At 42.2% G+C, this 26680-nt stretch carries 22 protein-coding genes; all 22 read left to right on the forward strand.

Translation table 11 applies throughout. The features are described 5' to 3' along the window. The first annotated feature begins 27 nt into the window (after nt 1–27). The 22 genes from JMW64_RS04985 (at nt 28) to JMW64_RS05090 (ending at nt 26668) form a co-directional block, all read left to right on the forward strand. On the forward strand, nt 28–474 hold the full coding sequence (locus JMW64_RS04985) for a hypothetical protein (protein ID WP_201553633.1): 447 nt from the start codon (nt 28–30) through the stop codon (nt 472–474). Nucleotides 475–535: 61 nt separating this feature from the next. Continuing rightward, a complete protein-coding gene (locus JMW64_RS04990; protein WP_201553634.1) occupies nt 536–1273 on the forward strand; it encodes a tetratricopeptide repeat protein in 738 nt (245 codons plus the stop codon). Between the two features lie 21 nt (nt 1274–1294). After that, nucleotides 1295–1807, forward strand: coding sequence for a type VI secretion system contractile sheath small subunit (gene tssB / locus JMW64_RS04995; RefSeq protein ID WP_045448203.1), 513 nt, complete (start codon nt 1295–1297; stop codon nt 1805–1807). A 3-nt stretch (nt 1808–1810) separates the two neighbouring features. Next, nucleotides 1811–3301 (forward strand): type VI secretion system contractile sheath large subunit, encoded by a 1491-nt coding sequence (gene tssC, locus JMW64_RS05000; RefSeq protein WP_201553635.1) that lies wholly within the window; start codon nt 1811–1813, stop codon nt 3299–3301. Between the two features lie 52 nt (nt 3302–3353). Further along, nucleotides 3354–3857 carry an Hcp family type VI secretion system effector gene (locus JMW64_RS05005; protein WP_025651832.1) on the forward strand — a complete coding sequence of 168 codons (504 nt, stop codon included), beginning with the start codon at nt 3354–3356 and terminating at the stop codon, nt 3855–3857. 100 nt (nt 3858–3957) lie between these two features. Then, entirely contained in the window at nt 3958–4449 is a 492-nt protein-coding gene (gene tssE, locus JMW64_RS05010) for a type VI secretion system baseplate subunit TssE (RefSeq protein ID WP_193009440.1), read from the forward strand. Nucleotides 4450–4526: 77 nt separating this feature from the next. Further along, nucleotides 4527–6350 (forward strand): type VI secretion system baseplate subunit TssF, encoded by a 1824-nt coding sequence (gene tssF, locus JMW64_RS05015; protein ID WP_045448197.1) that lies wholly within the window; start codon nt 4527–4529, stop codon nt 6348–6350. Then, nucleotides 6314–7354, forward strand: a complete 1041-nt coding sequence (gene tssG / locus JMW64_RS05020; RefSeq protein WP_201553636.1) for a type VI secretion system baseplate subunit TssG — start codon at nt 6314–6316, stop codon at nt 7352–7354. The genes tssF and tssG overlap by 37 nt, the downstream gene beginning before the upstream one ends. 221 nt (nt 7355–7575) lie before the next feature. Further along, complete coding sequence (tssH, locus tag JMW64_RS05025; RefSeq protein WP_193009438.1) at nt 7576–10521, forward strand: type VI secretion system ATPase TssH; 2946 nt, start codon at nt 7576–7578, stop codon at nt 10519–10521. Beyond that, complete coding sequence (gene tssA, locus JMW64_RS05030; RefSeq protein ID WP_193009437.1) at nt 10521–11669, forward strand: type VI secretion system protein TssA; 1149 nt, start codon at nt 10521–10523, stop codon at nt 11667–11669. The genes tssH and tssA overlap by 1 nt, the downstream gene beginning before the upstream one ends. Nucleotides 11670–11775: 106 nt before the next feature. Beyond that, complete coding sequence (locus JMW64_RS05035) at nt 11776–14691, forward strand: type VI secretion system Vgr family protein (RefSeq protein WP_201553637.1); 2916 nt, start codon at nt 11776–11778, stop codon at nt 14689–14691. Nucleotides 14692–14693: 2 nt separating this feature from the next. Beyond that, the gene (locus JMW64_RS05040; protein WP_201553638.1) at nt 14694–16145 is read left to right on the forward strand and encodes a hypothetical protein; all 1452 of its coding nucleotides are present in this window, start codon (nt 14694–14696) and stop codon (nt 16143–16145) included. 3 nt (nt 16146–16148) lie between these two features. Further along, entirely contained in the window at nt 16149–16604 is a 456-nt protein-coding gene (locus JMW64_RS05045; protein ID WP_201553639.1) for a hypothetical protein, read from the forward strand. A gap of 33 nt (nt 16605–16637) precedes the next feature. Next, a complete protein-coding gene (locus JMW64_RS05050; RefSeq protein WP_201553640.1) occupies nt 16638–16961 on the forward strand; it encodes a hypothetical protein in 324 nt (107 codons plus the stop codon). Between the two features lies 1 nt (nt 16962). Then, entirely contained in the window at nt 16963–18633 is a 1671-nt protein-coding gene (locus tag JMW64_RS05055; protein ID WP_201553641.1) for a DUF2345 domain-containing protein, read from the forward strand. Nucleotides 18634–18647: 14 nt separating this feature from the next. Further along, complete coding sequence (locus JMW64_RS05060; RefSeq protein ID WP_201553642.1) at nt 18648–20135, forward strand: hypothetical protein; 1488 nt, start codon at nt 18648–18650, stop codon at nt 20133–20135. A 7-nt stretch (nt 20136–20142) separates the two neighbouring features. Then, complete coding sequence (locus JMW64_RS05065) at nt 20143–21066, forward strand: hypothetical protein (protein WP_201553643.1); 924 nt, start codon at nt 20143–20145, stop codon at nt 21064–21066. 47 nt (nt 21067–21113) lie between these two features. Beyond that, on the forward strand, nt 21114–21671 hold the full coding sequence (locus JMW64_RS05070; protein ID WP_201553644.1) for a hypothetical protein: 558 nt from the start codon (nt 21114–21116) through the stop codon (nt 21669–21671). A gap of 56 nt (nt 21672–21727) precedes the next feature. Further along, nucleotides 21728–22930 (forward strand): DUF6708 domain-containing protein, encoded by a 1203-nt coding sequence (locus JMW64_RS05075; protein WP_201553645.1) that lies wholly within the window; start codon nt 21728–21730, stop codon nt 22928–22930. Nucleotides 22931–22997: 67 nt separating this feature from the next. Further along, entirely contained in the window at nt 22998–24059 is a 1062-nt protein-coding gene (locus tag JMW64_RS05080) for a hypothetical protein (RefSeq protein WP_201553646.1), read from the forward strand. A gap of 30 nt (nt 24060–24089) precedes the next feature. Further along, nucleotides 24090–25151: a hypothetical protein gene (locus JMW64_RS05085; protein ID WP_201553647.1), complete on the forward strand. Its 1062-nt coding sequence runs from the start codon at nt 24090–24092 to the stop codon at nt 25149–25151. A gap of 50 nt (nt 25152–25201) precedes the next feature. After that, nucleotides 25202–26668 carry a hypothetical protein gene (locus JMW64_RS05090; RefSeq protein WP_201553648.1) on the forward strand — a complete coding sequence of 489 codons (1467 nt, stop codon included), beginning with the start codon at nt 25202–25204 and terminating at the stop codon, nt 26666–26668. Nucleotides 26669–26680 lie beyond the last annotated feature (12 nt).

Below are 26680 nucleotides of genomic sequence, written 5' to 3' on the forward strand. Positions count from 1 at the left end.
TATATTTTTAGTGATGATACTGTTGTTATGAATCCTATTTATCGTACTAAACTTGCCACCGCAGGTCTGCTATCAGTCTTACTTAGCGCGTCTTTATTGACAGCGGGTTGTGGCACCACTGCTCAGAAAAATGTACAAACCACGGTCAGCAAACCAATAGTGAAGCAGTTGAGTGAACCTTCGCTTGCCTATTTGTCAAACGGCAATAAACTTAGCAGTGAAGCGTGGATGACTATTGCCAAAAATAACTATGAAAAAAAACGCTATGCACGGGCATTGAGAGCAGCTAATGAAGCTCTAAGCGTTGATAATGAAAGGCTTGATGCACGTCAGCTTGCCATGCTCTCAGCAGTTAAAGTAATGGAAAGTAATATTGATGCTTATCACGATAATAGTTTGATGAATAGTGGTGATAAGGCAACACTGAATGAAGCGCTCACCAATATCACCACTTTAGTTAACGCGTCTAATTAAAATAATTTTGAGCAGGCACATGTATTTATCTCACACCAATAATGGCGAGCACCGACTTACAATGACCAGTATCAGAAGCAATATTAGAGTCAGTTTTACGCTATCCAAAGCGTTTTTGGCAGGTCTGTTCATCATGGGTTCAGCAATGACTACCGCTCATAGTGAGCTTGTCATACAAGAGAAAGACCCCGGTTCTAGCATCATAAATCAATTTTCGGCACTCAAAAATGCTGATGCAAAATCACCGCAACTGCATCAACTGGTTACGGATTTGAATCAAAGAGTATCTCGCAATCCTAATGACTCGCTAGCATGGGAGATTTTGGCGCAGATTTATTCTAACAATGGCTATCATGCTTATGCTGTTTATGCAGCCAGTGAAGCCATTGATCTGGGTCAAAGCACTGCTAAGCTAAAAAAGATACTACTCAATAGCAGCGCTATCGTCTCCCAAAGCCAACTGCAGTCAGATTATCTCACTGATGAAGTGGACGCAGCGTTTTTGAAGGAGTATCAGTACGCTTTAAGTAAAATATATGGTGATATCTATGTTTTCAATTACGATGAGTCTTTGCCGAAACCACCAGCGCCAGTCGTCAAGCCTAGAAGCGGTAAATCAGGCACTAAATCAAAACCTCAGCCCCAGGTGTCTGTAAAAAAAGCATCGAAGTCTATGAAAAAACCAGCCGTAAAAAAACCGCCACGACCACCAAAAGTTAAGCCTGTTACTAAACCTTCACCTACCAAAAAAAGTAACGCCAAATCGACTGATCCATTCAGTATATTGCGTTCAAACTAGACATTGCTGAGGTAACTTATTATGGCAAAGCAAGACAGTGTACAAAAGAAACTCGCAAAAGTACGTGCGCCTCGGGTGCATCTGACTTATGACGTTGAAGTAGGCGATGCGATCGAAACCAAAGAAATTCCTTTTGTCGTTGGCGTTTTGGGAGAGTTTTCAGGAGATTCAACCCTTGAACAACCACGCTTTAAAGACAAAAAGTTTGTCGAAGTAGATTTAGATACCTTTGATGAGGTGATGTCAGGTCTAGCACCGCGTGCGACCTTTCGAGTAAGCAATGACTTGAGTGATAAAGGCGGCGAATTCGCGGTTGATTTGGCATTCAATAGTATCAACGATTTTCGTCCTGAAGCGGTTGCTGATCAGATTGAGCCACTAAAGCAATTGGTACAAGCACGAGATCGCTTAGCAGATTTACGCAACAAAATATCGGCCAACGAAAAACTTGAAGACCTATTAGATGACGTGCTTAAGAACACTGAGCAAGTCAAAAAAATGGCGGAACAAAATCAAACCGACGGTGAGGATTAAACGATGAGTGCCGAAGCCCAGCAAAATCTAGCACCTGATGCGTTAAATAATGACAGTTACGACTTACTCGAAGAAATCGTCAATAAAAGTAACGTTGCCAAGTCTGATGACGAAAAAAATCGTGCCAAGTCGCAAATTGCAGAGCTTGCCAATGAAGTCATGCAAGGCACCGTAACGTTGTCAGATAATTTGGCCGCATCGATTGACGCGCGTATTGCCCAAATTGACGCGTTGATCTCCAAGCAGCTGACCACCGTCATGCACGCGCCCGAGTTTCAAAAGCTAGAGTCCAGCTGGCGTGGCTTGCATTATTTATGTAGCCAGACTCCGTCGGAATCCATGCTAAAGATTCGTATGATGAATACTACGAAGCGCGAACTGACTAAAGATTTTCAATCGTCAATTGATTTTGATCAAAGCACGCTGTTTAAGAAAATATATGAAGAAGAGTTCGGTAGCTTCGGTGGTGAGCCTTATGCCGCTATCGTTGGTGACTTTGAATTTACTCGCCAAAACTCAGACATGTATCTGCTTGAGCAATTGTCTCATGTTGCGGCCGCTTCTCATGCACCTTTTGTGTCGGCTGCTTCCGCTGAAATGTTTGGTCTCGACTCCTTTACCGATATTGGTCGCCCGCGAGATTTATCAAAGATATTTGAAACCGCTGAATATATACGCTGGCGCGCGTTCAGACAGTCAGAAGATGCGCGATATGTTGCGTTAACCGTGCCCAGCTTTTTAGGTCGTCTGCCTTACGATCCTAAAGATGGCACAGTAGTCGAAGGGTTTAACTTTACGGAAGAAGTTTCTGGTAATAATCATGACGATTATCTATGGGTGAACGCGGCTTATGCGTTCGCTTCACGCTTGACGGCTGCTTTCTCTGACTATCGTTGGTGTGCTGCCATTCGTGGCGTTGAGGGTGGTGGCTTGGTTGAAGGGTTGCCTGTTCATACTTTTAAGACTGATGAAGGGGATTTGGCGCTTAAATGTCCAACGGAAATCTCTATCACCGATCGCCGAGAAAAAGAGTTGAGCGACTTAGGATTTATCCCGTTAGTCCATTGCAAAAATACCAATTACGCTGCTTTTTTTGGCGCGCAATCCGTGCAAAAAGCCAAAACTTATCAAAACGATGATGCCAATGCCAATGCTGCGCTATCGACGCAGATCCAATACATTATGGCGGTGTCACGTATTGCCCATTACCTAAAAGCAATGATGCGCGATAAGGTAGGTAGCTTCTTAGCACCTGGTAATGTTGAGTCGTTTTTAAATGACTGGATTTCTCGTTATGTCTTGCTAGATGACGGCGCCTCACAAGAAGCAAAAGCCCAGTACCCACTGCGCGAAGCTTCTGTACAAGTTGTAGAAGTGCCGGGTAAGCCTGGTGTCTACAAGTCCGTGGTCTTTTTGAGACCACACTTTCAACTTGACGAATTGTCTGTTTCTTTGCGTCTGGTCACTCAACTGCCGCAATCTAGCAACAGCTAATCGTTTATTAAAAACTAACGTGAAATTTAAATTTTAAAAAAAGGTATGTGATATGAAAGATATTTATATTCAGTTCCGCGGTAAATATAAAATTGATGGCGAGTCTCGTGATAGCGAGCATAAAGGTTGGCTTGAAGTAAATACTTGGGATCACTTGATCCGTCAGCCAAAATCAGCGACAGCAAGTAGCGTTGGTGGCCATACTTCTGAGCGTTGTGAGCATGCTGACATGACGTTTATGAAAGATTTGGACTCAACCAGTCCTAAACTATGGGAAGCGTGTTCTGCTGGTTATACTTTTGATGAGATTCAAATTGATTTTTATCGTGCCAACGGTGACAAACGCGTTAAATATCTTGAAGTAAAACTTAAGCATGCGCTGATCGCAAGTGTCGAGCCAACGGTACGTTCTGAAGGCGTACCAATCGAAAAAGTCGGTATCAAATATGCTGCTGTTGAGTGGACTTACACCCAGCAAGATATCGATGGTACTGCTAAAGGCGCTGTGACTAAAAAATGGTCACTAGCCAACAACACTGCTACTTATACCGCCTAATTTAGGTTGTATCAGGTGTCATCTATTGTGTCGTACCGAAAAAGAAAGGTTTATATCTAGGCCTTTCTTTTTTGTTTGTTAAATAGGAATGATTATATCAATGAATTACGCCACTAACGCCTCTAACAAAGAAATTGGCTTTCGTCCAAATTTGTTCGAGCAGTTATTTGATGATCAGCCCCGTCATTTGTCGCATGAGCTCGTGGTTCGTCGTCTTAATATCGATGAGCTAAAGTCTTCGGTCGCACGAGACCTTGAAGCTTTATTAAATACGCGTTGTGTGGTGTCAAGTAAGCTTCAGGCCTATCAACACGTGCGCTCATCGATATTGAATTTTGGCATATTAGATTTTGTGGGACTCAGCAGTGCCAATCCTACTGACTGTGATTATATCTGTCGCCAAATAGCCCAAACAGTCGAGCAACAAGATACCCGGCTAAAAAACGTTCGCGTATCGCTAGATATTGGCGCTGTTGATGTCAATCAACTGTGTTTTTCTATTGAAGCATTATTAAAGGTTTATCCAGCACAAGAGCTGGTCAGCTTCGATGCGTTCTTTGAGCCAAGCTCTCAGCGTTACTTAATAAAATAATCATTATCCCATTAATGAAATAACTACTACTACCGCTCAATTTATACAGTTAGCAGCGATCAATATATTGAGGCGTCATGGACAGTTTACTTCCTTACTTTGAGCATGAGCTTAGCCTGTTTAATAAACAGTCAAAAGAATTTGCCAAAAAATATCCCAAAATAGCCAATCGGTTGTTGATGGGGCACGATACCGTCGATGATCCGCATATAGAGCGGTTGATACAGGCTTTTTCGCTCATCAGTGCGCGCATCAATAAAAAATTGGACGATTCATACGCTGATTTTACCGAATCTCTATTAGAAGTCGTTTATCCCGATTATCTCAAACCTTTTCCATCGGTCTCTATTGCACAGTTTAATCTAGGCGTACAGGGCAATGCGATGAGCGAGGCAGTCTTAGTCCCTAAAAACAGCCCTTTCGCCAGCCAAAAAATAAATGGCACGCCTTGCCAGTTTCAGTCAACCCAAGATGTGACCTTGCTGCCGCTACAGATAGATAGCGTCGACTTTGAAACTCGTCAAGAGGTGTATGACAATCAGCATGGACTGCTGAATGGCTGTATCAGTATCAAATTTAAGGGGCTTAATTCAAGCTTTGACTATCAAGCCTTATTAAACCACTCGTTAGATTTGTATATAGACGAGGACGCCAGTCAGGGTACTAGTCTATGGGATTTACTAGGGTGTGATGTCAAGCAAACGCATCTGCATGGTAGGCAGGTCAATAAGATTACGGGTAGTCCGTTTGAGATTATAGGCTTCGATCCTGAGCAGCAAATTCTTCCGAGTCATCGAGTGAGTAATGCTGCCTCTGCCTTATTAAAGGAATACTTCTATTTCCCTGAAAAATTCAATTTCTTGCGCCTTAATCTTGGTAAGGTTTGTCCAAATTTAAAGATCGATAGCAATGGCTTTGAGATTCGCTGTTACTTTAGATTTGATAAAAAAAATACCATCCGCCTAAAAAACTTGCAGCAGCTCAGTGCCAGCAGTATCAAGCTGTTTTGTACGCCCGTTGTCAATTTATTCAAGGCGGCTGCCAAGCCTATTCAAGTGACCCATCGTTCGATCTATTACGATTTAGTGCCCGATACTCGTGCGCTGTTTCAACATGAAATCTATGAGGTTAATAAAGTCATAGAGTCCAAGCAAAGTGACAATCGTTTGATACAACGTGAATATCATCCATTTTATGCGCTCAATCATTATGAGCAGCAAGATGATGGTCGTTATTACCATATCAAACGTGATAAGGATATGGCTGAGTTCAAACAGGGTTTTGAATATCAGATTATGTTTGTAGAAAAAAATCGCGAAGATTTATCAGGTGCGGTGAGCATGAGTGCGTCTTTATTGTGTACCAATAGAGATTTGCCGGCTCAAGTGGTATTCGGTCAAAGCCGTGGCGATTTGTTTAGCGAAGGGATGACTGGCTTTAGCAGCTTATCGTTGCTAAAGCAGCCGACCAGAACGGCACGCTTCGACTATACAGGTGAGGAACGTTGGCGCTTGATATCGCTGATTAGTCTGAATTTTTTATCGCTTGCCGCCCAAGATGCGGAGCTGATGAAAGAGTATTTATCGCTATACGACATTACCCAGTCTGCTTCTAACAAACTGTTGGTCGAAGGTATTGTGTCTGTCGAAACCAGTATCGAAGCTCGACGTATTCAGCGCTTGCCACAGCCTGGTTTTGTGCGCGGTACACTGATCAATATTCAAATCAACCAAAAGAATTTTGCTGGAGTGAGTATCCGCCAGTTTGCCCATTTATTGGCGCATGTGTTTGGCTATCACGCTAGCTTAAATAGCTTCGTCGAGTTGGCCATCAGTGATGCCGTAACCAAAGAGGAGATATACAGATGTCAGCCACGCAGCGGTCTCAGTCCTCTTATTTAACGGCTTTAATGGCGGCGCCGCAATCTTATGAGTTATTACAAGCACTACGTTTGGTTCGGCATGAAGTCAGTATGGGGTATACACCTATTGAGGTACGTTACCGTGCCTCGTTGTCATTGGCCTATCCGCAAGCTGAAATTGAGTCGATGGCGCTCATTGCTCAGGATAATATGGAAGACAGTGGCAGCTCATTAAAGGATGGTCAAGTAAAGGCTAGTTCATTAAAAATCAGACGGATAGAGGTTTGCCCCGCAATTATTGGATTAACTGGCCCGTTGTCAGCCTTGCCAGCGATGTATACCGACCATCTAGCCTCGCGAGTCAATCATGCAAAAGATAAAGCGGCACCAGCATTTTTAGATTTATTTAACCATCGATTGACGGATTTGTACGTGCAAGCGAGTTGGTTTTATAACTTGCCATTACAGTATGAGATAAATAATAAAAAAGACAACTATCTACTGAGCTTGCGGGCATTGGCGCGTCAGCCGAAGAAGCTAACCGCCATCGATAGCTTGATTGCTTATGCTGGCATGATCGCCCCAGGACGCCTGACAGCCGATCAGTTGTCACATGTACTGTCGCATTTTTTAGATAGCACCGTCAGTGTCGAGCAATTCGTACCGGAGTGGTTTGATCTACCAGCCAGTGAACAGACAGCACTTGGTGGTCAGCATGCTGCCCTTGGGTTGTCCGCATTTTGCGGTGCGCGCGTCGTACAGTTTGATAGCAAGATTAGAATTGTGTTTCATCAGTTGGATGCCAAACGCTATTTAAGACTGTTACCAGCAGGGGATATGTATCAAGTCATTATTGATTTTATCCGTAAATGGTGCGGTGTTTGCTTGGCGGTCGAGATGCAACTCGAGTTAGACAAGCAATACATCACCCCGTTGTCATTATCAGAGAGCAGTTTTGGTGGTTTGGGTCAGGGTGGGTTTTTGATATCGCAGCCTGCGACGCAGCATCATGATGACACTCGCTATGCGCTGCCGATTCAGTAAGTATTTCATGGTTAATAGACAGATTTTACCTATTATGAAGAGCCATGCATCAATTTTATATTGCTGTTTAATAAAAATAATTTTATACCATTCACAGAAATTAGAGTGGCAAGGAAAACGAGTGAAAGTACTACGTCTTGTAGGCTAAGCGAGTTTGACACAGCTAATCTTACTTTTTGGGTTTGGTATTAAGTCTAATAAGAATGTTAAAGGAAAAGATTATGAGCCAGTTAAAAGCTGTGATTACCCGCTTAAGCCCAAGCTGTCGACAGTGTTTGCAGCAGGCAGCTAGGCTTTGTATTAATAATGGGCATCGTGAAGTCGATACTGTCCATCTATTGCATGAACTGATTGCCACGCCGCACAATGATGTGGCTCAAATACTTAAATTTAATAAGATTCATCAGCAGTCATTACTAGCAGATATAACTGATTTGCTAAACACCTTTGGTCAGGCAACAGGCTCAACGCCAGTATTTAGTCAAGGTTTGATGGCGTTACTAGAAGATGCGTGGGAGCTAGCCAGTAGCCAATATAATCAAAGTGCTGATAAAAATAGCCCGCTAGAAATTCGCTCTGGTCATATATTGCTCGTGCTATTGGCGTATGAGCGTTATCAGTCGCTACTCAAAACTCTTCCTGAGCCACTACAGTATATCGACCGCTTTACCCTAAAAGATGATTATGAGCGTCAATGTCTCGGTAGTACTGAGGGCAGTGGATCAAGCAGTAATAAAATTACCAATAGTAAAGGCGTCAATAAGGGTGCTGATGATGGTGCGAATAGTGCAGACAATGATGCTAACAATCAAGAATCTTTAGACACTAAGAAAACTGAAGCTAAGCCAACCCCTGCGTTGGATAAATATACTTATGACTTGACTGCTAAAGCCAGTTCAGAGCAAATAGACCCTGTCATTGGCCGTGAGTTTGAAATTCATCAGTTGATCGATATTTTGATTCGTCGCCGCCAAAATAACCCTATTTTGACGGGTGAGGCAGGGGTAGGTAAAACAGCAGTGGTAGAAGGATTGGCGCAAAAGATAGTCGCCGGTCAAGTGCCTGATCAGCTCAAAGATGTGACGATACGTAGTCTTGACATGGGCTTGCTGCAAGCAGGGGCAAGCGTCAAAGGGGAGTTTGAGAACCGTCTCAAGCAAGTCATTGAAGAAGTACAAGCCTCGCTACAGCCTATTATATTATTCATTGATGAAGCGCATACTTTGATTGGTGCTGGTGGGCAAGCGGGTCAAAATGACGCGGCGAACTTACTGAAGCCTGCGCTGGCTCGTGGTGAGCTCAGAACCATTGCGGCGACGACATGGTCAGAATATAAAAAGTACTTCGAAAAAGACGCAGCATTGTCACGTCGCTTCCAAGTCGTCAAAGTCGATGAGCCTGATATAGAGACAGCAGTAGCGATGATTCGTGGTCTAAGTGCCAAGATGCAGAATCATTTTGGTATATTAATCGATGACGATGCGCTACAAGCGGCGGTTGAGTTATCCGCACGTTATATCAGCGATAGGCAGCTGCCTGATAAAGCGGTCAGTGTATTAGACACGGCGGCGGCACGGGTGAGCTTATCCAAGACCGCCATACCCAATCAACTTGACAGATTAAACGCCAAAGGGGTGCAGTTAGAGCAGCATATCAATAATCTCAGTCAGCAGCTCGAGCGTATCGGCGGTGTGGACGAAAAAGAAAAAGTCAGCCAAAAAATTGCCGTATTAGATGAGCAGCGCCAAACCAATCAGCAAAGCATTGCTGATATGACCAGTCGTTGGCACGAACAGCGCGAGCTTAATGATCAGCTTGATTCCTTGAATCAGCAGTTGAATGACAAGACAGATGGTTCTGATGCGCTTAGTGCAAAAGAGCGCTTAGACAAACAAGCTGAATATCAAAGTATCGAGCAATCGTTAAAACAAGTACAAGAGACGCAGCGCCTTATTCATCCCGTATTGGATCGTCAGGTCATCAAGCAGATCATCTCAGATTGGACTGGAATACCGCTGAATGATATGGCAGGTAATGAAAAAGACCATATCTTGGGTTTGGCTGATACCTTGCAAGCCCGGGTCATCGGCCAAGATCATTCGGTGGCCGCTATCGTCAAGCGGATTCATACCGCAAAAGCCCGCTTAGATGATCCCAATCGTCCGCAAGGTGTGTTTATGCTCGTCGGGCCAAGTGGTGTAGGCAAGACCGAAACCGCGCTGGCGCTATCAGAGGTGCTGTACGGCGGTGAGCGTAACCTTATTACGATTAACCTGTCAGAGTATCAAGAAGCCCATAGCGTTGCTTCGTTAAAAGGCTCGCCTCCAGGTTATGTTGGCTATGGTGAAGGTGGTGTATTAACCGAAGCGATTCGCCGTCGTCCTTATAGCGTACTCTTACTTGATGAAGTAGAAAAAGCCCATCCAGACGTATTGGATTTGTTTTATCAGGTCTTTGATAAAGGGGTGATGGAAGACAGCGAAGGGCGTTTAATTGATTTCAAAAACACGCTTATTTTATTGACAAGTAATGTTGGTTCGTCTGCGATTATGCAGGCATGTATCAATACAGATCCGAGTGTTACTGACTTTAGCCTGCCAGACAGTGATAGCCTAAAACAAGTCATTAATCCGCATTTGTATAAAGCCTTTAAGCCCGCGTTTTTGGGTCGTTTAACGGTCATTCCTTATTATCCATTAACGGATGATGCGCTCGCAGAAATTATTCGCCTTAAGCTGGACAAAATCACTGGCCGTATTCATAACAATTATGATGTGCCTTGTGTCATTGATGATGAGGTGATTGAGCTGATTTTATCGCGTTGTCATGAGGTCGATTCTGGTGCACGTAACGCCGATGCGATTATCAGTCATACCTTGCTGCCGCAGATGGCGGGTCAGCTACTGGCTCATGATGACAGTCAAAGTGTGTTAAAGAAAATTACCGTATTCGTCGATGCGGACGATAATTTTGCCTACCGTCTGGATACTGATGCCGTTGTGGCGCTCAATCAAATGGCGCAACACAGCGAAGATGAAACTGAATATCAAGTTGAGGATCAAGTTAAAGAACCACCAAGAAAACCCCTTTCAGCTAAAAAGCCGACAGTGAAAAAAGTCGCCAGCAAAAAACCTACTAAAAAGGCTATTAAAGAGGAGTCATTATAATGAGTAACGATAACTCTTTAGTAAATAATATTGACACTCTTATTGCGCCGATTGAAGGCAGTCGTCATGGGGTCGGTGAAGACTTAATATTCGATCCACGTATTAATGCCATCGTTGCTGCTCGTCAAGAAGATGACCCATTACTGGCACAAGGCAATTGGGTCACTGAACTAAAAGTGGCTGACTGGGATTTTGTCAAAAACCAATGTGCCGATTTGCTCAGCCATACTAGTAAAGATATGAAGCTGGCACTTTGGTATGTCGATGCGTTGAGTCACACCGACCATTTAGCAGGTATTAGTCAGGGGTTAAGTCTGCTACAGACACTCAATGACGAGTATTGGCTCACTATGTATCCGCCGCTAGATGGTGAAGAAGACAGTATGGACATCAGAGCAGGGCTGTTGTCATGGTTCGTCAAAGCGCTATCCGATGATATTAAGCAGCTATCACTTTCTGATACAAAGACAGAAAAATATAACTACAATTACTATCTAACCGCGCGTGATCATGATAAGCAGCGTCAGCAAAATCCCGATAGCGAAACGTCCAATCAATTAACGCTAAGTGACTATAACCACGCCATCAAGACCAGTAGTGAGACTTGGCAACAAGCACTGATGAGTAATCTTAAAAAAGTTACTGAGCAGTGGCAGGCCCTGACTGATCAGTTAAATGATTTGATGGGCATGGATGCGCCAGTCTTCGCACCAGTCACGGATTTATTGGTTGCCCTGACCCAACATTTGCGACCGTTGATACCAGAATATTCTGATACTAGTAGTGTTTCTGCTCAAGAAAGCGTAGCCGATACTATGGACAGTATTGGTGAAAGTGCAATGTCTGATAGTAGTGGACAAGCTGCTAGCACAAAAAATATTAGCTCAACCAGTTTTAATCCTAGTAACCGAGATCATCAAAGCAATCGTCAGCAAGCGCTTAAACTATTAGGTCAAATTCAAGATTATTTTTCGACCAATGAGCCGCACAGCCCGGTGACGTTTTTACTCGGTCGGGCGATTGATTGGGCGGATATGCCGCTCGACCAATGGCTCACTCATATCATCAAAAACGAAGATCAGTTAGCGATACTCTCTGACATGATTGGAATCAAACCCAAACGTGATTCATCTGACGATGGCTATTAATTGAATCAACGACAAATGAATACTTAGTTAACGGGCAATCTGTGCACAAATTATAATCTTGCAATATTAAACTTTCCACCTTTGGACTGATAAAAAAGGGCTTACCATGGTATGGACTCAAACAAAGCGGCATGTGCAACTGAGTAGTGCCCATCTTGATATTGCTACCAGTCTCATTCAACAGGCTGACTTGATTGAAAGCTTACTTGGCATGCCTTTGCCCGACAGCGTTTGGAGTAAGCCCGCGCTTATGCCAGTGCCTACTTCCTACCCAAGCCCTTATCATCAAGATCAACGACAGCAGTCTTATCAGCAGCGCCAGCTCGCCCTCTATTGCGGCTACCGTATTAGCATTACTCTACTGCATCCACGGGCAGGACTGGATATAAAGCAATGGCTAGGGCAAAGTCTCTCGATACATTGGCATACGGGCGACACGCTACTGCCAAGCCAAACCCGTCACGGTATCATCACCGAAGTCGTTGCTCTCGGTAGTAACAGTGGTATGGCCGCCTACCGCATCATCTGTGAACCTAACTTAGGTCAATTACGCCTGAACAGTCATAATCGCCGTCATCATCATCTCAGTCTCAGTGAGCTAATTACCGATATTATCAGTCCATACGATATGAACGTTGAGATTGACGAGCGCCTCAGTGATGACAGCAACTATCATATTCAGCACAGCGTCCAATACAACCAAACCGATCTTGCTTATCTAACCCAATACCTTGCTCTCTATGGCATCACAGGCTATTACCGTCACGACATCGACAAGCACACTCTAATCTTACTACCTAGTGATGGAGAAGAATTGCGTCCTGATGTCAATGATATCCAAAGCATCCTCAGTCAAAACCCTGCCAACCTTGCTGATAGACAAGACCGCATCACTGCCATTCGTCCCCGTATTGCGCAGCATACTCAGCAAAGCGACTTACATCGTTATGACAGTCGCTTGATGAGTATCTATACTGGCAGTAGCAGTAGCGAGCAACCTATCGACTCATCAAACAGCACGCATCAGCGCTTTATGCACAGTCATAGCCGTTTTGATGATGACAGTCTCGATAAGCTCGCCACCCGCTACCAGCAGAACCAGCAGCAGCGTGCCAATCTAGGCAGCCTCACTGGTAATATCCGTCATCTGAGTTTGCCAAGTAGCCACTATATCGATGGCAACCCTTATTTAACCGATCCCATCAGTTTAGTGTCTATTCATCAGCACATTAATAATCATATTCCTACGGATTGGTTGGGGGCAGCACCCTTTGATCCTATTACCTTGCAGTCCAATACGAACCATGATAATGATGACGACAATGATAATAACGTCCATCATATCAGCGCCTGCTACCTGCCATTTCCGCACCATCACCATATTCCCTATGGGGAACAGCTGGACAAACTTGGACAACCGCATCCGAGCCTGACAGGTCTGATGAGTGCCAGTATTATTGATACAGACAGCAGCGCCATTACTCATGACCGTAACCATCGTGCCCATATTAGATATCACTGGCAGCAAGAAGAAGATGGGCAGGATAACAATAGTGACAGCGCGCATTGGATACCCATCGCCAGTCACCTCGTCGCTGACCACATGGGACAGACCCATCCTTTGCGTCATGGACAGCACGTCCTTATCGACTTCATCGGTGGCGACATTACTCATCCTATCATCATCGGTAGCACCCATAACGGCCAGGGTAATTCTGATGCTCAGCACAATAGTCTGACTAGCGATTCTGACCACATAGACGCCACTAGCCCCGCATGGTTTATCAATCAAAGCCATGCTCATCCTATAGACGGTATCAAAACTCAAAGCATCGATAGCAGTCGCAGCGGAGAGGCGACCAAAGACAGCCTCATTAATGGCTACAATCAGCTAATGTTTGATGCCCATCCTGACAGTCCGCAAATTAATGTCTATAGCAGCAGCTTCCAGTCTAGCCTGACCATTGGACATCTGTATCAGCAAACCGACCATACACGTGGTAAAGCTAGAGGACGCGGTATTAGCATCGAAACCCAAGCAGCTAGTACTATACAAGGCAGCAGCGGTATTCATATTAGCAGTCACAATATGAATAATGCATCGAATAGCCACATGGGTCATGACAGTCATAGCAAACTGCAAACTGCTGACCAGCACCAAAAAGCTTACGCTCAGCTAGCTGACATCCATCAGCCCGTGGGATTAGAAAGCAGCAGCAATAACAAGCAAAGCAGTAGTAAAGAAGATGCGCAAACACCTTTTGCCCAATTTAGCGAAGATACCAATGACTCAAGTTTAAGCGAGTCAGGACAATGGCAACAACCTAATCTACTGATCGACTCTCAGCGTCATCTCGCGATGCTAAGCGGACAACACAGTCAGCATACCAGCACCAAGAATACACATAGCCACGCGACAGACAATACTCATCATCACAGCCAGACGCAAATGAATCAGCTGGTGGCAGGAGACATTCACTACTATTCAAACAAAGCCCAAACCCATACCGCCGCTCATGGTGATGTGACTATACAAGCGCACCAAGCGCAAATGCGACTTGATAGTGAGCAAGTCCTACGTATTCATAGTCGAGACAGTATTGAGATTATCGCGCCTGATACGCTAACCCTAAAAGCGGCGGGCAGTGGCATCGAGATATCGGGTGGTAATGTGACGTTTATCACACCAAGTCAGGTGGGCTATAAGGCCAGTAAAGTGGATTGGGGTAGTGGGGGTGGAGCAGGATCTCCTGCTGTACACTTACCGACAGCCAAACTACCTGAAAACTTAGACTATTATCTACGCTATATAGTACATGACCAAGATGATAACCCGCTTGCTTTTACCAAATGTATGCTTATTAAACCTGATGGTTCGACAGAAATTCATATTACTGACTATGAAGGTAAGTTAAAACTATTAGTTGATGAAGAATCGAAGGACTATGAGTTGCATGTGATTGTTCATGAAGTGGAGGAAGCAGTAGAGGATGATGAAGTGGATGTAGAGGGAGAAGACTAGATATGGCTAAATATTATACAAAACTTAAATTAGAAGTATCAGACATGGTCGATATTAGCTTAATTAGATATGATGTTACAGTCACTTATAAGAGTCTTTCGGCAAAACCCACAAGTAGTAAGCCACATTCATTAGGTAAAAATAGAAGGTTCAGTAACAATGGTCTATCTGAAAAACATAATCTCTCTAACCGTGGTGTCGAAGAAGTCAGATATTACATCAAAGATATAAAAGGTAAGCCTATAAAAGATATTACGGCAAATCCACTATCTAAGGAAGGGCGAGCTAGTAGATATAAGCTCAAAACAACGCCAGCATCACTCAAAAGAGACCCGAAGAATAATAAAATAGTAGGTGTAGATAATACTGAAGTTGCTTGGTATTTAGTTAAAAAACAAGAATCTATTGAAAGTTTTTTAACAAGAGCTTATAAATACACACCAACCAAATTAGAAGAGAACATCTTTCGAGCTAATAATCCACATTTAATCGGTACGCCTGTTCTTACTTTACAACCTGGTGACGTTGTGATTTTATCCAACTCATCTCATAGCAGTAATACTGAACTTCAAAAGATGAAAAAATATGCAAAAGATGCCAAAAATAAAATTGAAAAAATGAAGAGAGAGAAAGGTTTTAATCCAGAGCTTTTTGTTTATTTGTCAGATTTGACCACAAGTACTTTATCTGATGCTGATTTTGTTGGCGTATCTTCAAACCCTGTGCCAACTGAAATAACAAATGATAATAAGGATAGTGATAAAACCCTTCTTGACTATTTTGCAGATGGTTCTAGTGCTGTAATAACATTCTCAAGTCAAACTAATAAAGATACATTAAAGAATTTTGGAACACTAGTGAGTAACTATAATGAAGCACAAGGTACGAAATCTGGTAATTCAAAACATTTCTCTCAATTTAGAACGGACAACGCAAAAATATATAAAGCTTTGAACAATAAATTATCATTACGGTTTTTAAAATGGGATCAAGGGGTAAGAACTGATAAATTGAGTAAGTCGATCAAGTCCGAAATGAAAAGATCGACATCATTTAATGGAGGCTTGGATGCTTACGTAAATAATATGGAGAAAAATGGAAAAGTAACAAAGACTTTGAAACTTGGTGGTAATCTAGTTGTTGGATACAACGCATTTAAAGGTAGTAAAGAGATTCATGACGCATACAAATCTAAAAACTCAGATAAACTTCATAAAGCTGTAGCCATTGAGCCATTAAAGCTATCAGGATCTGTAATAGGCGCTGAATATGGAGCTGCACAAGGTGCGGTAGTTGGCGCTATAATTGTAGGTTTTACTGTAGGAACAGGAGGTATAGGAGGTGTCGTCATTGTAGGTCTCAGTGCAGTGATTGGGGGTTTTGGGGGTGGGTTACTTGGGGGCAGTTTAGGAGAGATAGCAGGTAATATTGTTTATGAAAATACTAGGAATTAAATTGTGAAAAAAAAATCAATCCTACACTTATTATCATTTGTATTCTTCACATTTCTATTTGTTTACTGGTTATTTTTTATTGATAGCAAATCAGATAGTGAGATTTATGCAGTACCGGTTGTATATCTAATGTTCGCAGTAGCTCCTTTACTAAGCCTAGCTTTACAATACGAAGTTATTAAAGATAAGGAGTTTTTCAACAACTTTACAAGTAGCACTACTAAAGTTTTTAAAATGAACGATTATCTGCGCATATCTTTTCTGCTTCTCTATAATTTGGGAGCTTACGCTGGTATTCAGATGAGAAAAAAAATTTTAAAAAAAGAATATAGAAAAACAGATATAAGACACATAGAGCTAGTCAATGAAATTATAGATAGGAAAAGGATTTTACTCATTATTCTAACTATTCAATTATTGATAACTATTTTATTATTCAGTAGTTTCTTCTTTATTTGAGATGTATCGATAGAATAGTATTGAGCTTGTGGAATGGGTAATAACAGTACCAATACTGATATACAGGTGGGTGACTGGATTATTAATACCCTATGTAATTTGCAGCCTGACCTAATCTCTTTAATCAAACAACAAGAACAAAAGAGCGTCAACACTGACAGACTTTATGACTCATTGAAAGGAGATATACAAGCTTCGTTCACTGTGCTATCAGAGTTCATTGGAAAGAACGAAAGTAAATACGGCAAGTTGTTTGGCCAATTAAGCGGCAATAAGTTATCTCAAGATACAGCAACTGCTATATCAGTGTTGATTTCAAATAGCTATCAAACCATATTGGGAGATCAACGACAATAACGTGCATCACATCAGCGCCTGCTACCTGCCATTTCCGCACCATCACCATATTCCTTATGGAGAGCAGCTTGCTACACTTGGGCAACCGCATCCGAGTCTAACAGGACTTATGAGCGCCAGCATCATAGACACAGACAGCAGCGCTATCACTCATGACCGTAACCACCGTGCCCATATTAGATACCACTGGCAAAGCGAAGGCGGCGACAGCGCGCATTGGATACCCATTGCCAGCCACTTAGTCGCTGATCACATGGGACAAACCCATCCGCTACGCCATGGGCAACACGTGCTTATCGACTTTATCGGTGGCGACATCACTCATCCCATCATCATTGGTAGCACCCATAATGGCCAAGGCAATTCTGATGCTCAGCACAACAGTATCGTCAGTGACTCAGGTAGCATTGATGCCACCAGTCCAGCTTGGTTTATCAACCAAAGCCATGCTTATCCCATAGACGGTATCAAGACTCAAAGTATCGATAGCAGTCGAACAGGCGAGGCGACCAAAGACAGCCTTATCAACGGCTATAACCAGCTAATGTTTGACGCCCATCCTGACAGCCCACAGATTAATGTTTATAGCAGCAGCTTCCAGTCTAGCCTAACCATTGGTCATCTATACCAGCATACCGACCATACTCGCGGTCAAGCACGGGGCAAAGGCATCAGCATCGAGACCCAAGCCGCCGCCAATGTGCAAGGCAGTACAGGTATTCATATCAGTAGCCACAATATTAACAGTGCATCGAATAGCCACATGAGTCATGACAGTCATAGCAAACTGCAAACTGCTGACCAACATCAACAAGCTTACGCTCAGCTAGCTGACATCCATCAGCCCGTGGGATTAGAAAGCAGCAGCAATAACAAGCAAAGCAGTAGTAAAGAAGATGCGCAAACACCTTTTGCCCAATTTAGCGAAGATACCAATGACTCAAGTTTAAGCGAGTCAGGACAATGGCAACAACCTAATCTACTGATCGACTCTCAGCGTCATCTCGCGATGCTAAGTGGACAACACAGCCAGCATACCAGTACCCAAAGCACGCATAGCCACGCGACAGACAATACTCATCATCACAGTCAAACGCAAATGAATCAGCTAGTAGCGGGCGATATCCATTACTACAGTAATAAAGCCCAAACCCATACCGCTGCTCATGGCGATGTGACCATACAAGCACATCAGAACGAGATGCGTTTAGATAGCGAGCAAGTACTGCGACTCCATAGCCGAGATAGTATTGAGATTATCGCGCCTGATACGCTAACGCTGAAAGCCGCAGGTAGTGGCATTGAGATATCGGGTGGTAATGTGACGTTTATCACGCCAAGTCAGGTGGGCTATAAGGCAAGTAAGGTGGATTGGGGCAGTGGGGGTGGAGTTAAAACTGAATTACCCTTCTTGCCGTCGGCAGAAATGAAAAATTGGATTGGTCTTAAGCTTTTAGGAGTTGATGGTGAAGGTATACCTGATGTTGGCTACAAGATATTTTTTGATAGCGGACAAGTTATTAAAGGAAGACTCGATAGAAAAGGTGAAGCACATCATGAAAATGTGCCTGAGCAGGCTAACCGTGTTGAATATGAAGAAAAAGATTTTGAAGACGCTACTCCTGATTCATTTCTTAAAGTTTTAGAAGCTGCTAAAAGCTTTATTAAATAATAGAAGGTGCAACTATGAGCTTTTTACCGAAAAAAGAAGAACTTTCAAATGCGCTTGCATGGTTTATGGTACCTGTTAATGGCGCTGTGCAAAAGGGTAAAGAAACAGCAAATGATATTGCCGATTGGCTTTGGGTAGTCATACAAGGTGATTTTGCAACGGAACCATCTACTGCTCAAGTCGTTACTGGTACTGTCGTTTCTATGATTCCGTTGGTAGACCAGATTTGTGATGTTCGAGATATCTGCGCTAACTGTAAAAAAATAAATGAAGATGACAGTAATCCTTGGGCATGGGTGGGTCTAATTTTGACCTTGATCGGTCTGTTTCCAGTTTTAGGATCGCTATTTAAAGGAATATTTAAAGTACTACTTGCCCCTATTAGACGCTTCATGATGAGACCTTTATCTAAAGCTGGCAAATTTTCAGGTAGCCTGATATATAAAGCAGTTGAACCAGCTATTGAGCAAGGTATAAAAGAGCTTAATAAGTTTTTAGGACGTCCTGCCGTAAAAAAGCTAATACGCAAAGAAGCCTCTGGGAACGTATACAGGTGGTCAGCTAAGCAACTAAGGAGTTTAAAAGCTAAAGTCAATAAGACGCAGATTTTAACAGTATTTGACGAGCATATTGGCTATCTAAAGGAGACTGTTGAATTTGTACAAAAGTATGGCAGCTCAGGTATAGGTAAAAAAGCAGCTGATATACTTAAAGTAGTAGTAGACATACGAAATCGTGCTAACAGACGTCTTGGTGAATTTTTAGCGCCTGTGCAAGACTTTTTAGAGCGGCTAGCAATACGTTTAGATGCTGAAGGAGGCTATAAAGCAGTAACCAACTTGACAAACGTTGCGAATTTTAGAAAAGTCCATACTGATGGTGAGGTGCAACTTATAAAAATCAGTTCGCCTAAATGGGTAGATGTGACCAGAAGAATTAAATATCCTAAAGTAGAAGAATGTCCCAAAATACCTAAAGGTTATCCCAATATTTCTGATAAAGGTAAAGGACCATTATGGAAAAAGTTTAACACATTTCATGATATGAAGGCAGTAGAACTAAAACAGGGGACGAGTTTATATCGCGTTGTTGACCCTACTAGTAATGATAATAGTATATGTTGGATGCGAGCTTCGGAGTATTTGAAACTTAAAAAACGAGAAGATTGGCGCAGACGTTTTGCAGTATGGGCAAGCTGGAATAGTAATGGAGAAGTCGTCCATTACATTGTTCCTAAAGGTGGTATGAAAGTTTGGGAAGGTAAAGCCGCCAGTCAAATACTTGAAAATAGTAAAGGTCAAATCCAAACGGCTAATGGACGCGGTGCTATGTATGTGTTAGAGGGTGGTGGCAAACAAATTGTACTTGATCCAGCACAATTAATTAAAAGCAGAGTAAAACCACGCAGAAAAACAGGATGGGGCTATGGTAGTGATCTAAAGGGTTTAGAAAATACAGATATGGTTGGCGTGCCAACCCTCAAACAAAACTGGTATAAGTGAGCAAACAATGGAAAACTATATAATAAGACCTCAAGAAATCTATTTATTAGAACGCTACAGCTCACCCGCTTATTTTAAAGAGATGCGCGATGCCTTTGCAACTATGTTAGAAGCTGCTGAGCAGGCGCTTGAGCTGTTTGTCAATGATTTACCGTTTGATTACCGTACACGTCCTATCAATAGACAGCCTGATATCGTCTGGGGCGAACGGGTATTGCCAAACCTGCGTGATACTCTAGACAGCTTAAATGTTGGTTATCAAGAGCTGTTAAAAGGGGATCTAGCGGCAATAAGATATGGCGGTAATGTTGAGAGTGATTTTCGGGCTATCAGTATGGATTATGATATCGATTGGATGCCTGAGCAGCAACAACTTGATTATGAAAAATGGCGGAGAGAGGCAAGCACGCGCGCTTTTAACTTAGAAATAACCAGTTATTTTGGCTGGAAAATTGGTAGTTTAATTGAACGCTATACTACTGAATCGCGAGGACCACTTAACCCACCCGAATCGTGGCCTATTTATCGTCTTAATCCAAAATATAGCGTTGAGTTAGATGAAGTCGTCCCTGTCGCAGGTATTTATGTACCTAGTAGAGCAGATGCCAGTGCTCAAGTGTTATTGGATGGCATGTTAGCAAATGAAGCTTACGTCGGTTATGATCCTGAAACCATGCAAGCGGTTGGTGATGCACCAGTCACTTGGATGTTGGTTGAGCGTATCGCGGATACTGGCGGCGGTAACCATAATGTCGAGCCAAAACGTTTACGTTGTGAGTCGGGTAAACCTTGTCCATTCACAGGCTACTGGTGGTCACCATCAAGTAAAGATGTCAAACACTTCAAAGCAGGCGACATCATGCCAAAGATGAAGCGACTTGAATGGCAAACTATCTGGTATTTCAACGAGACCAATCAGTTAGACGATTAAGTTAATCAATATTTTATCAATCAACTTATAATAAATGAGTTTTACATATGGTAAATCATTCAATTCCAAAGACCTTATTTAAAATGTGGCTGTGTGTGTCCCTACTATTTACGATAGGAGTTAGTCAGTCGCAACTTGCTATGGCAGCTGACACTTCTTATGCTGATAATACGTCCAAGACCGCAGAAGAGTTGAGATTAGAGTATCTCGAAGCGCTTGAAGAAGAGCAGAACAAGCTATATTTTGAAAACTTTGCAACCAATCCTGATGACATTCCGATCAGTGAGTATGAAGGAGGGACAGATCGATACTTTGGCGATTTAAGAGTTGAAGGTGATGAGCTTATATTAGAAATTTCAGGTGGTGAGCTACTTATTATCACCAGAAACGAGCGTCAAGAACAGCTTAGACAGCAACTTATACAGTTTGTATCAGAGCATAGCGATGTGTCAGTTAATGTTGGCATACAAGGTTTGATAAATGTAGATAGTGAGCCAACGACAGAGGATTTGGATGAATTGGTTCTTGTGAATTACAATAATTTAAAAGCTAACGCCACTCATAATCTTTTTAAGATGCTTAGCACAATTAATGATCAGGAATGAGGTTTGTACTTGATAAGAGTCTGCTCAAACTGCCACGACATTAAGGACAACTAAAAATGAGTGGATTCGTTGTAGACATGGAAGGGCGGTTTCGACTGACAAAGAAACCGCCATTTTTGACCCCAGGTTATCAAGCGGTAGGGCAGAAGCTTGTAGACGTTAAAGGCATCCATGAGACAGTGCCTTTGGATAAATATAAAAACTATGATGTGCCATTGCACCCTCAACAAACGGTGGTACAGTTTAACTCGACTTATCTTGAGACTACAGGGCGCAATGAAAGACGACGTGGTGATGCGGTAGGATGGGGATTATGTTTAGGGTTTGTGGGGCTATCTGTGAGTAATGGTATCCTCTATCTGATTGTAAAATCCACAATAGATTTTGACATCGTATTTCTTAGTATTGGTCTTATTCTCGCTTTTTCTATGATTCTATTCTTCGCTCCATTAATCAATGTGCTCTCAACCGAACTATTTACCACATGGCATTATCCCATCCGTTTTAATCGTAAAACCCGTAAGGTCTATGTCCGTCAATACAATCGTAAAGTAGAAGTATATAACTGGGATGACTTAACTTTTTTTATTGCCTATATCAATGAAGATAGAGACATCAGAGCCGTGACCTTTGATAAAAACGGCGAAACCATTACGGGTATGTTTGCACTTGCCTTTCAAAACAATGTCTTTGATAAAAGTTTAATCAGTTATTTTGAGTTTATCCGTCGTTATATGGAAGGTGACGATCAGCAACTAAAAGAAGTCAAAGAGGCCATACGTTACATCTATCCCATACATAAGAAACGTGAAACCCCGCTGATGTCATTTAAGCGTTTGATATTGAACGTAGTACATTACTCTCACGAAAACATGGAGTACCCTGAACGAACTTTTAGGTTTTACCCAGTGACAATAGTTATTCTACCTTTATTAGCTCTGCGTTATGTTGGCCGTGTGATCTCAATGCTGACCAGCTACCGCCATCAGTTTAGCAAAGCTATTGAAGCGGAATGTCAGATTGATCCCAATGACCCTTATGATTTAAACAAACATTTACCAGAGGGCAACCTTGAACAGAATAACCAGCCTATTTGGAAGACCATTGTTTACAGTGTAGGTATTATTATTGCTACTATTATCATGCTGTTTATCGGTGCATTTATTATAGACATGATAGGCGCGGCAAGACCACATGGTGACTATCCGAGCATGGTCGATAAACTCTGGTATGTGATTGGTTTGGGGTGGTTGTCTTAATAAATCATTGGCTACCTTTTTATTACTGTATGTGATTGCTTAGATAAAAGTAATTAGGGATAATAACATGCAACTACGCGATGATTTCGCTACCCACCTTAGTAAGCTTCACAATCCTATTGACCGTCCTTATACCGCCAGTATAGACAAAAGCTTATTAAAGAGCACTGAAGAGATTGAACATCTTAACAAAGAAATTCATGATGTTAATCCTGATTACTTAACCTTCCTACCCGCATACTTCTGGGTGTTTTATTTTGCTGTTGGCTGGGTTTATTTTTCTTCATTTTGGTTAGGTAATTATTTTCTTCAAGATATTGGAGAGGTTGTCTTTATAGATGGTGAATTTAGTATTTTTGATATAGTATTCAGCTTCTTATGGATTGTTGTATTTGGTACGCCACTAATTTTATTTCTCTATCAACTCATCAGAAAGCGCTTCATTCGTACCCAGTACTACTTTTTAAAAAAAGAACAGAAAATAGCTTATTATTACCGTCCATTATGGAATTTTAGACAGCCTTATGCGCTTAAGATAGTCGACTATAAAGATGTGCATCCAGACTTACATCAAGACCCATATAATCGAGCCTACACACCGCTTAATCTGTATGTCGCTGATCCTGAGACAGGCGATATCACCCATCATCTAAAGCTAGAAGATTATAGAGTCAACCCGCGTGTACAATGGGCATTTATCCGTACCTATATGGAAAATGAAGCCGATGACTTACCGATAAATCCTGAGTTCTGCGAAGCTTACCCAGCTGACACTAGTAAATCACTGTTTGCTTGTGCTGATATTATCTATCGTAAAAACAGCATACTGCCTAGTGATCATTCTGGCGGTGGTCAAATCATGGTCTTTATAATAGGCTCAATAATAGCCTTAGGTAATCTATTTCAGGCTAATCATTACCAATGTACCAAACGCGCCATCTTGCATCCCGACGTGCAAAAGCTACTCACATGGGACGGTCAAGATAACCCGTATCCAATACAGCCCATAACTTATGAAGCCAAACTAGCGTTTGAAGGTAGAAATTGGGAGGTTAATGTCAGATGGGTATGTATCATACTCATCAACGTTGGCTTATTTGTATGGGCAGTGGTGGCTTATAATAGCTAGCAAAAATTGCTAACTACATATTGTATAACTATGATCTTACCTGTTCCTCCTATACCTCCTGTCGGTAAAATACTCAGTCGCCCTTATGAAGGAGAGATTGGTAATTTCCAAGAAAAAAAAGCCAGTATTGATAGAATAAGTACACTTATTCATGATGTGAATCCAGACTATCTGCTATTTCATCCTATCATTAACTCTATTCAAAATGTATGGCTTTTAGCGTCATATTGTGGTGCATGGTTGTTTGGACAGTTTTTATTTTTATTTTTATATGTAGTTCTTAAATATTTTTTTATTGAAGAGTTTGAGCTAATAGTTTTATTTCCAATTATTATGCTTATAATATTCCTAACAATGCTTGGCTTTTCACCATATTTAACTCTAAAGCAACTAAAAAGAAAGCAATCTCGATACCATAAAATTCTACTACTAAAAAATACCCAGCAGATTGCTTACTACGAACATAACGGTAAGCAAGCCCCTATCTTTCATCTGATTAATTATAAAGATATCACAGCCTCCATAAGGCGTAATGAAGGTTTGGTGTATGAAGTACTGAATCTGCACATCATCGATGAATCAACAGGAGAACCAAGCTTATCTATTAACTGTGAAGACATGCAACTAAACCCTTATGATCAGTGGGCGTTTATTCGCACCTATATGGAACGTCCCGCTGAAGAGCTACCGCTTGACCCACGATATGCCCACGCGTGTCCAACAGATATCAGCACATCGCTACTCGCCTGTGCCGATATTGCTCAAGAGAAAAAAGACAAGGGTCTGACTGGACTACAACATGAAGTGACCTTTATGGGTTGGTTGCGCGCTTGTACCGTCAGTTACTTAGACTTGGCCGAAGGCAATATCTATCAATCGAGTGCCAATCCTGCACTACATCCAGAAGTTCAGCGACGGCTTATGTGGGATGGGCAAAACAATCCGTATAACATTCTGCCTGTCACAGCAGAGCGTCAAGCCGCTTTTGCAAACCAAAACCAAGCGGTAAAGCGGAAATGGTATTCAGGTATCGCCGTGAATGCGACATGGTTTATTGGCTCGATATTGTATGTGATGTTGGTAATTGCTTAGATAAAAACTTATCAGCCAACCTCTATTAAACAGTACGAGAACCGCTAAAAATGAACAACTACATCATCAGACCTCAAGCAATCTATTTATTAGAACGTTACAGTTCACCCGTTTATTTTAAAGAGATGCGCGATGCTTTTGCGAATATGCTAGACGCTGCTGAATACGCTCTAGAACTATTCGTCAACGATTTACCCTTTGATTACCGTACGCGCTCCTTAAACCAACAACCTGATATCGTTTGGGGCGAGCGCGTATTACCGAACTTACGTGATACTTTAGATAGTCTTAATATTGGCTATCAAGAGCTGTTAAATGGCGACTTAGCAGCTAAAGGCATTGAATGGCACAATAGTGCCCAAAAAATAGCGAATGGAAGTATGGGTGTCGTGTCTGTTTTTATCGCATATTTCCAGTTAAATGCAGTGATCGCCAGTGTACCAGCGATCGCCAGATTAAAATACGCAGGCGACCCGCTACGGCTAACGCAAGAGCAATTAGGTACTATCAGCTCTGGACTTGCATTAGTCACGGCGAGTATGGATGTGGCAGCATCGGGAGCTAGCGTGCTTGGCAGAACCAGCTTTGCAAACAGGCTTGTCTATCGCGCAGGGTGGCTAGGTGTGGTTGGCGCGACGTTTGAGGTAGGAAGCTTAGCAATTTATGGCTATCGTAAATTTAATGATGGGAATTTAACATCTTCAGCGTTAACAATAGGTTCAGCCGTCTCGATAGGTGCTTCAGCTTATGCCGGATTTAATCTAGGCTTATTAGCGATAGCATCGCCAGCCGCCGCATTACCTGCGCTACCACTATTAGCGATTATGTTTGTCGGTATGACTCTAAGCTATACTTTTCAGCGCCTAGCCTATAAGTTTGATGATAAAAACAATACATTGATAGAATACTGGTTAGACAACAGCGTGTTTGGTCATAAAGCTATGCGAGGACAAGATTATTATTTAATTAATCCGTTTCAGTCAAAGTCGCCTTTCAATAGTTTGGAGCAAGACATTAGTGGCTTTATCACGGCTTGTACCTTTTTCTTAGCTAATAATCGTTTGCAAACCTTTCAAGGTAATGTACCTGTGGAGCACGAAATAAGCACAAACAGTGAGATAAGACTTCCGCCAATCCTTGAGATTGTAAAAGAGCATTTGACCTTATTTGAAAGTCAGGTTCATATTGGCAATTGGGACAAAGCAAGCCAGTTGACGATAGAAGTCATCGCTGACAAAAACGGCATAGAACAAAACCTATATAAAGCGACATTCTATAACTCTACCAGCGATGAGCCAGTTGCTAGTAATATTACGTCATTAGCTATTGAGAAATTGCTACCTATAGTGACAAAAGAGAAGTTAGACGATCAGTTTGTTATTAGAACGCAGTTATTAAAGTTTGAACCGCATAGTATCAATAATGCAAAAGTGATTGTGACTTATACGCCTGATACTAGCAGCAATCTGCCATATCCTTTAAAAGACGTTGGCTATCTAGATAACAACAAGTATTAAAGATTACGAGAA

The sequence above is a fragment of the Psychrobacter immobilis genome (assembly GCF_904846065.1).
Lineage (GTDB): Bacteria > Pseudomonadota > Gammaproteobacteria > Pseudomonadales > Moraxellaceae > Psychrobacter > Psychrobacter immobilis_H.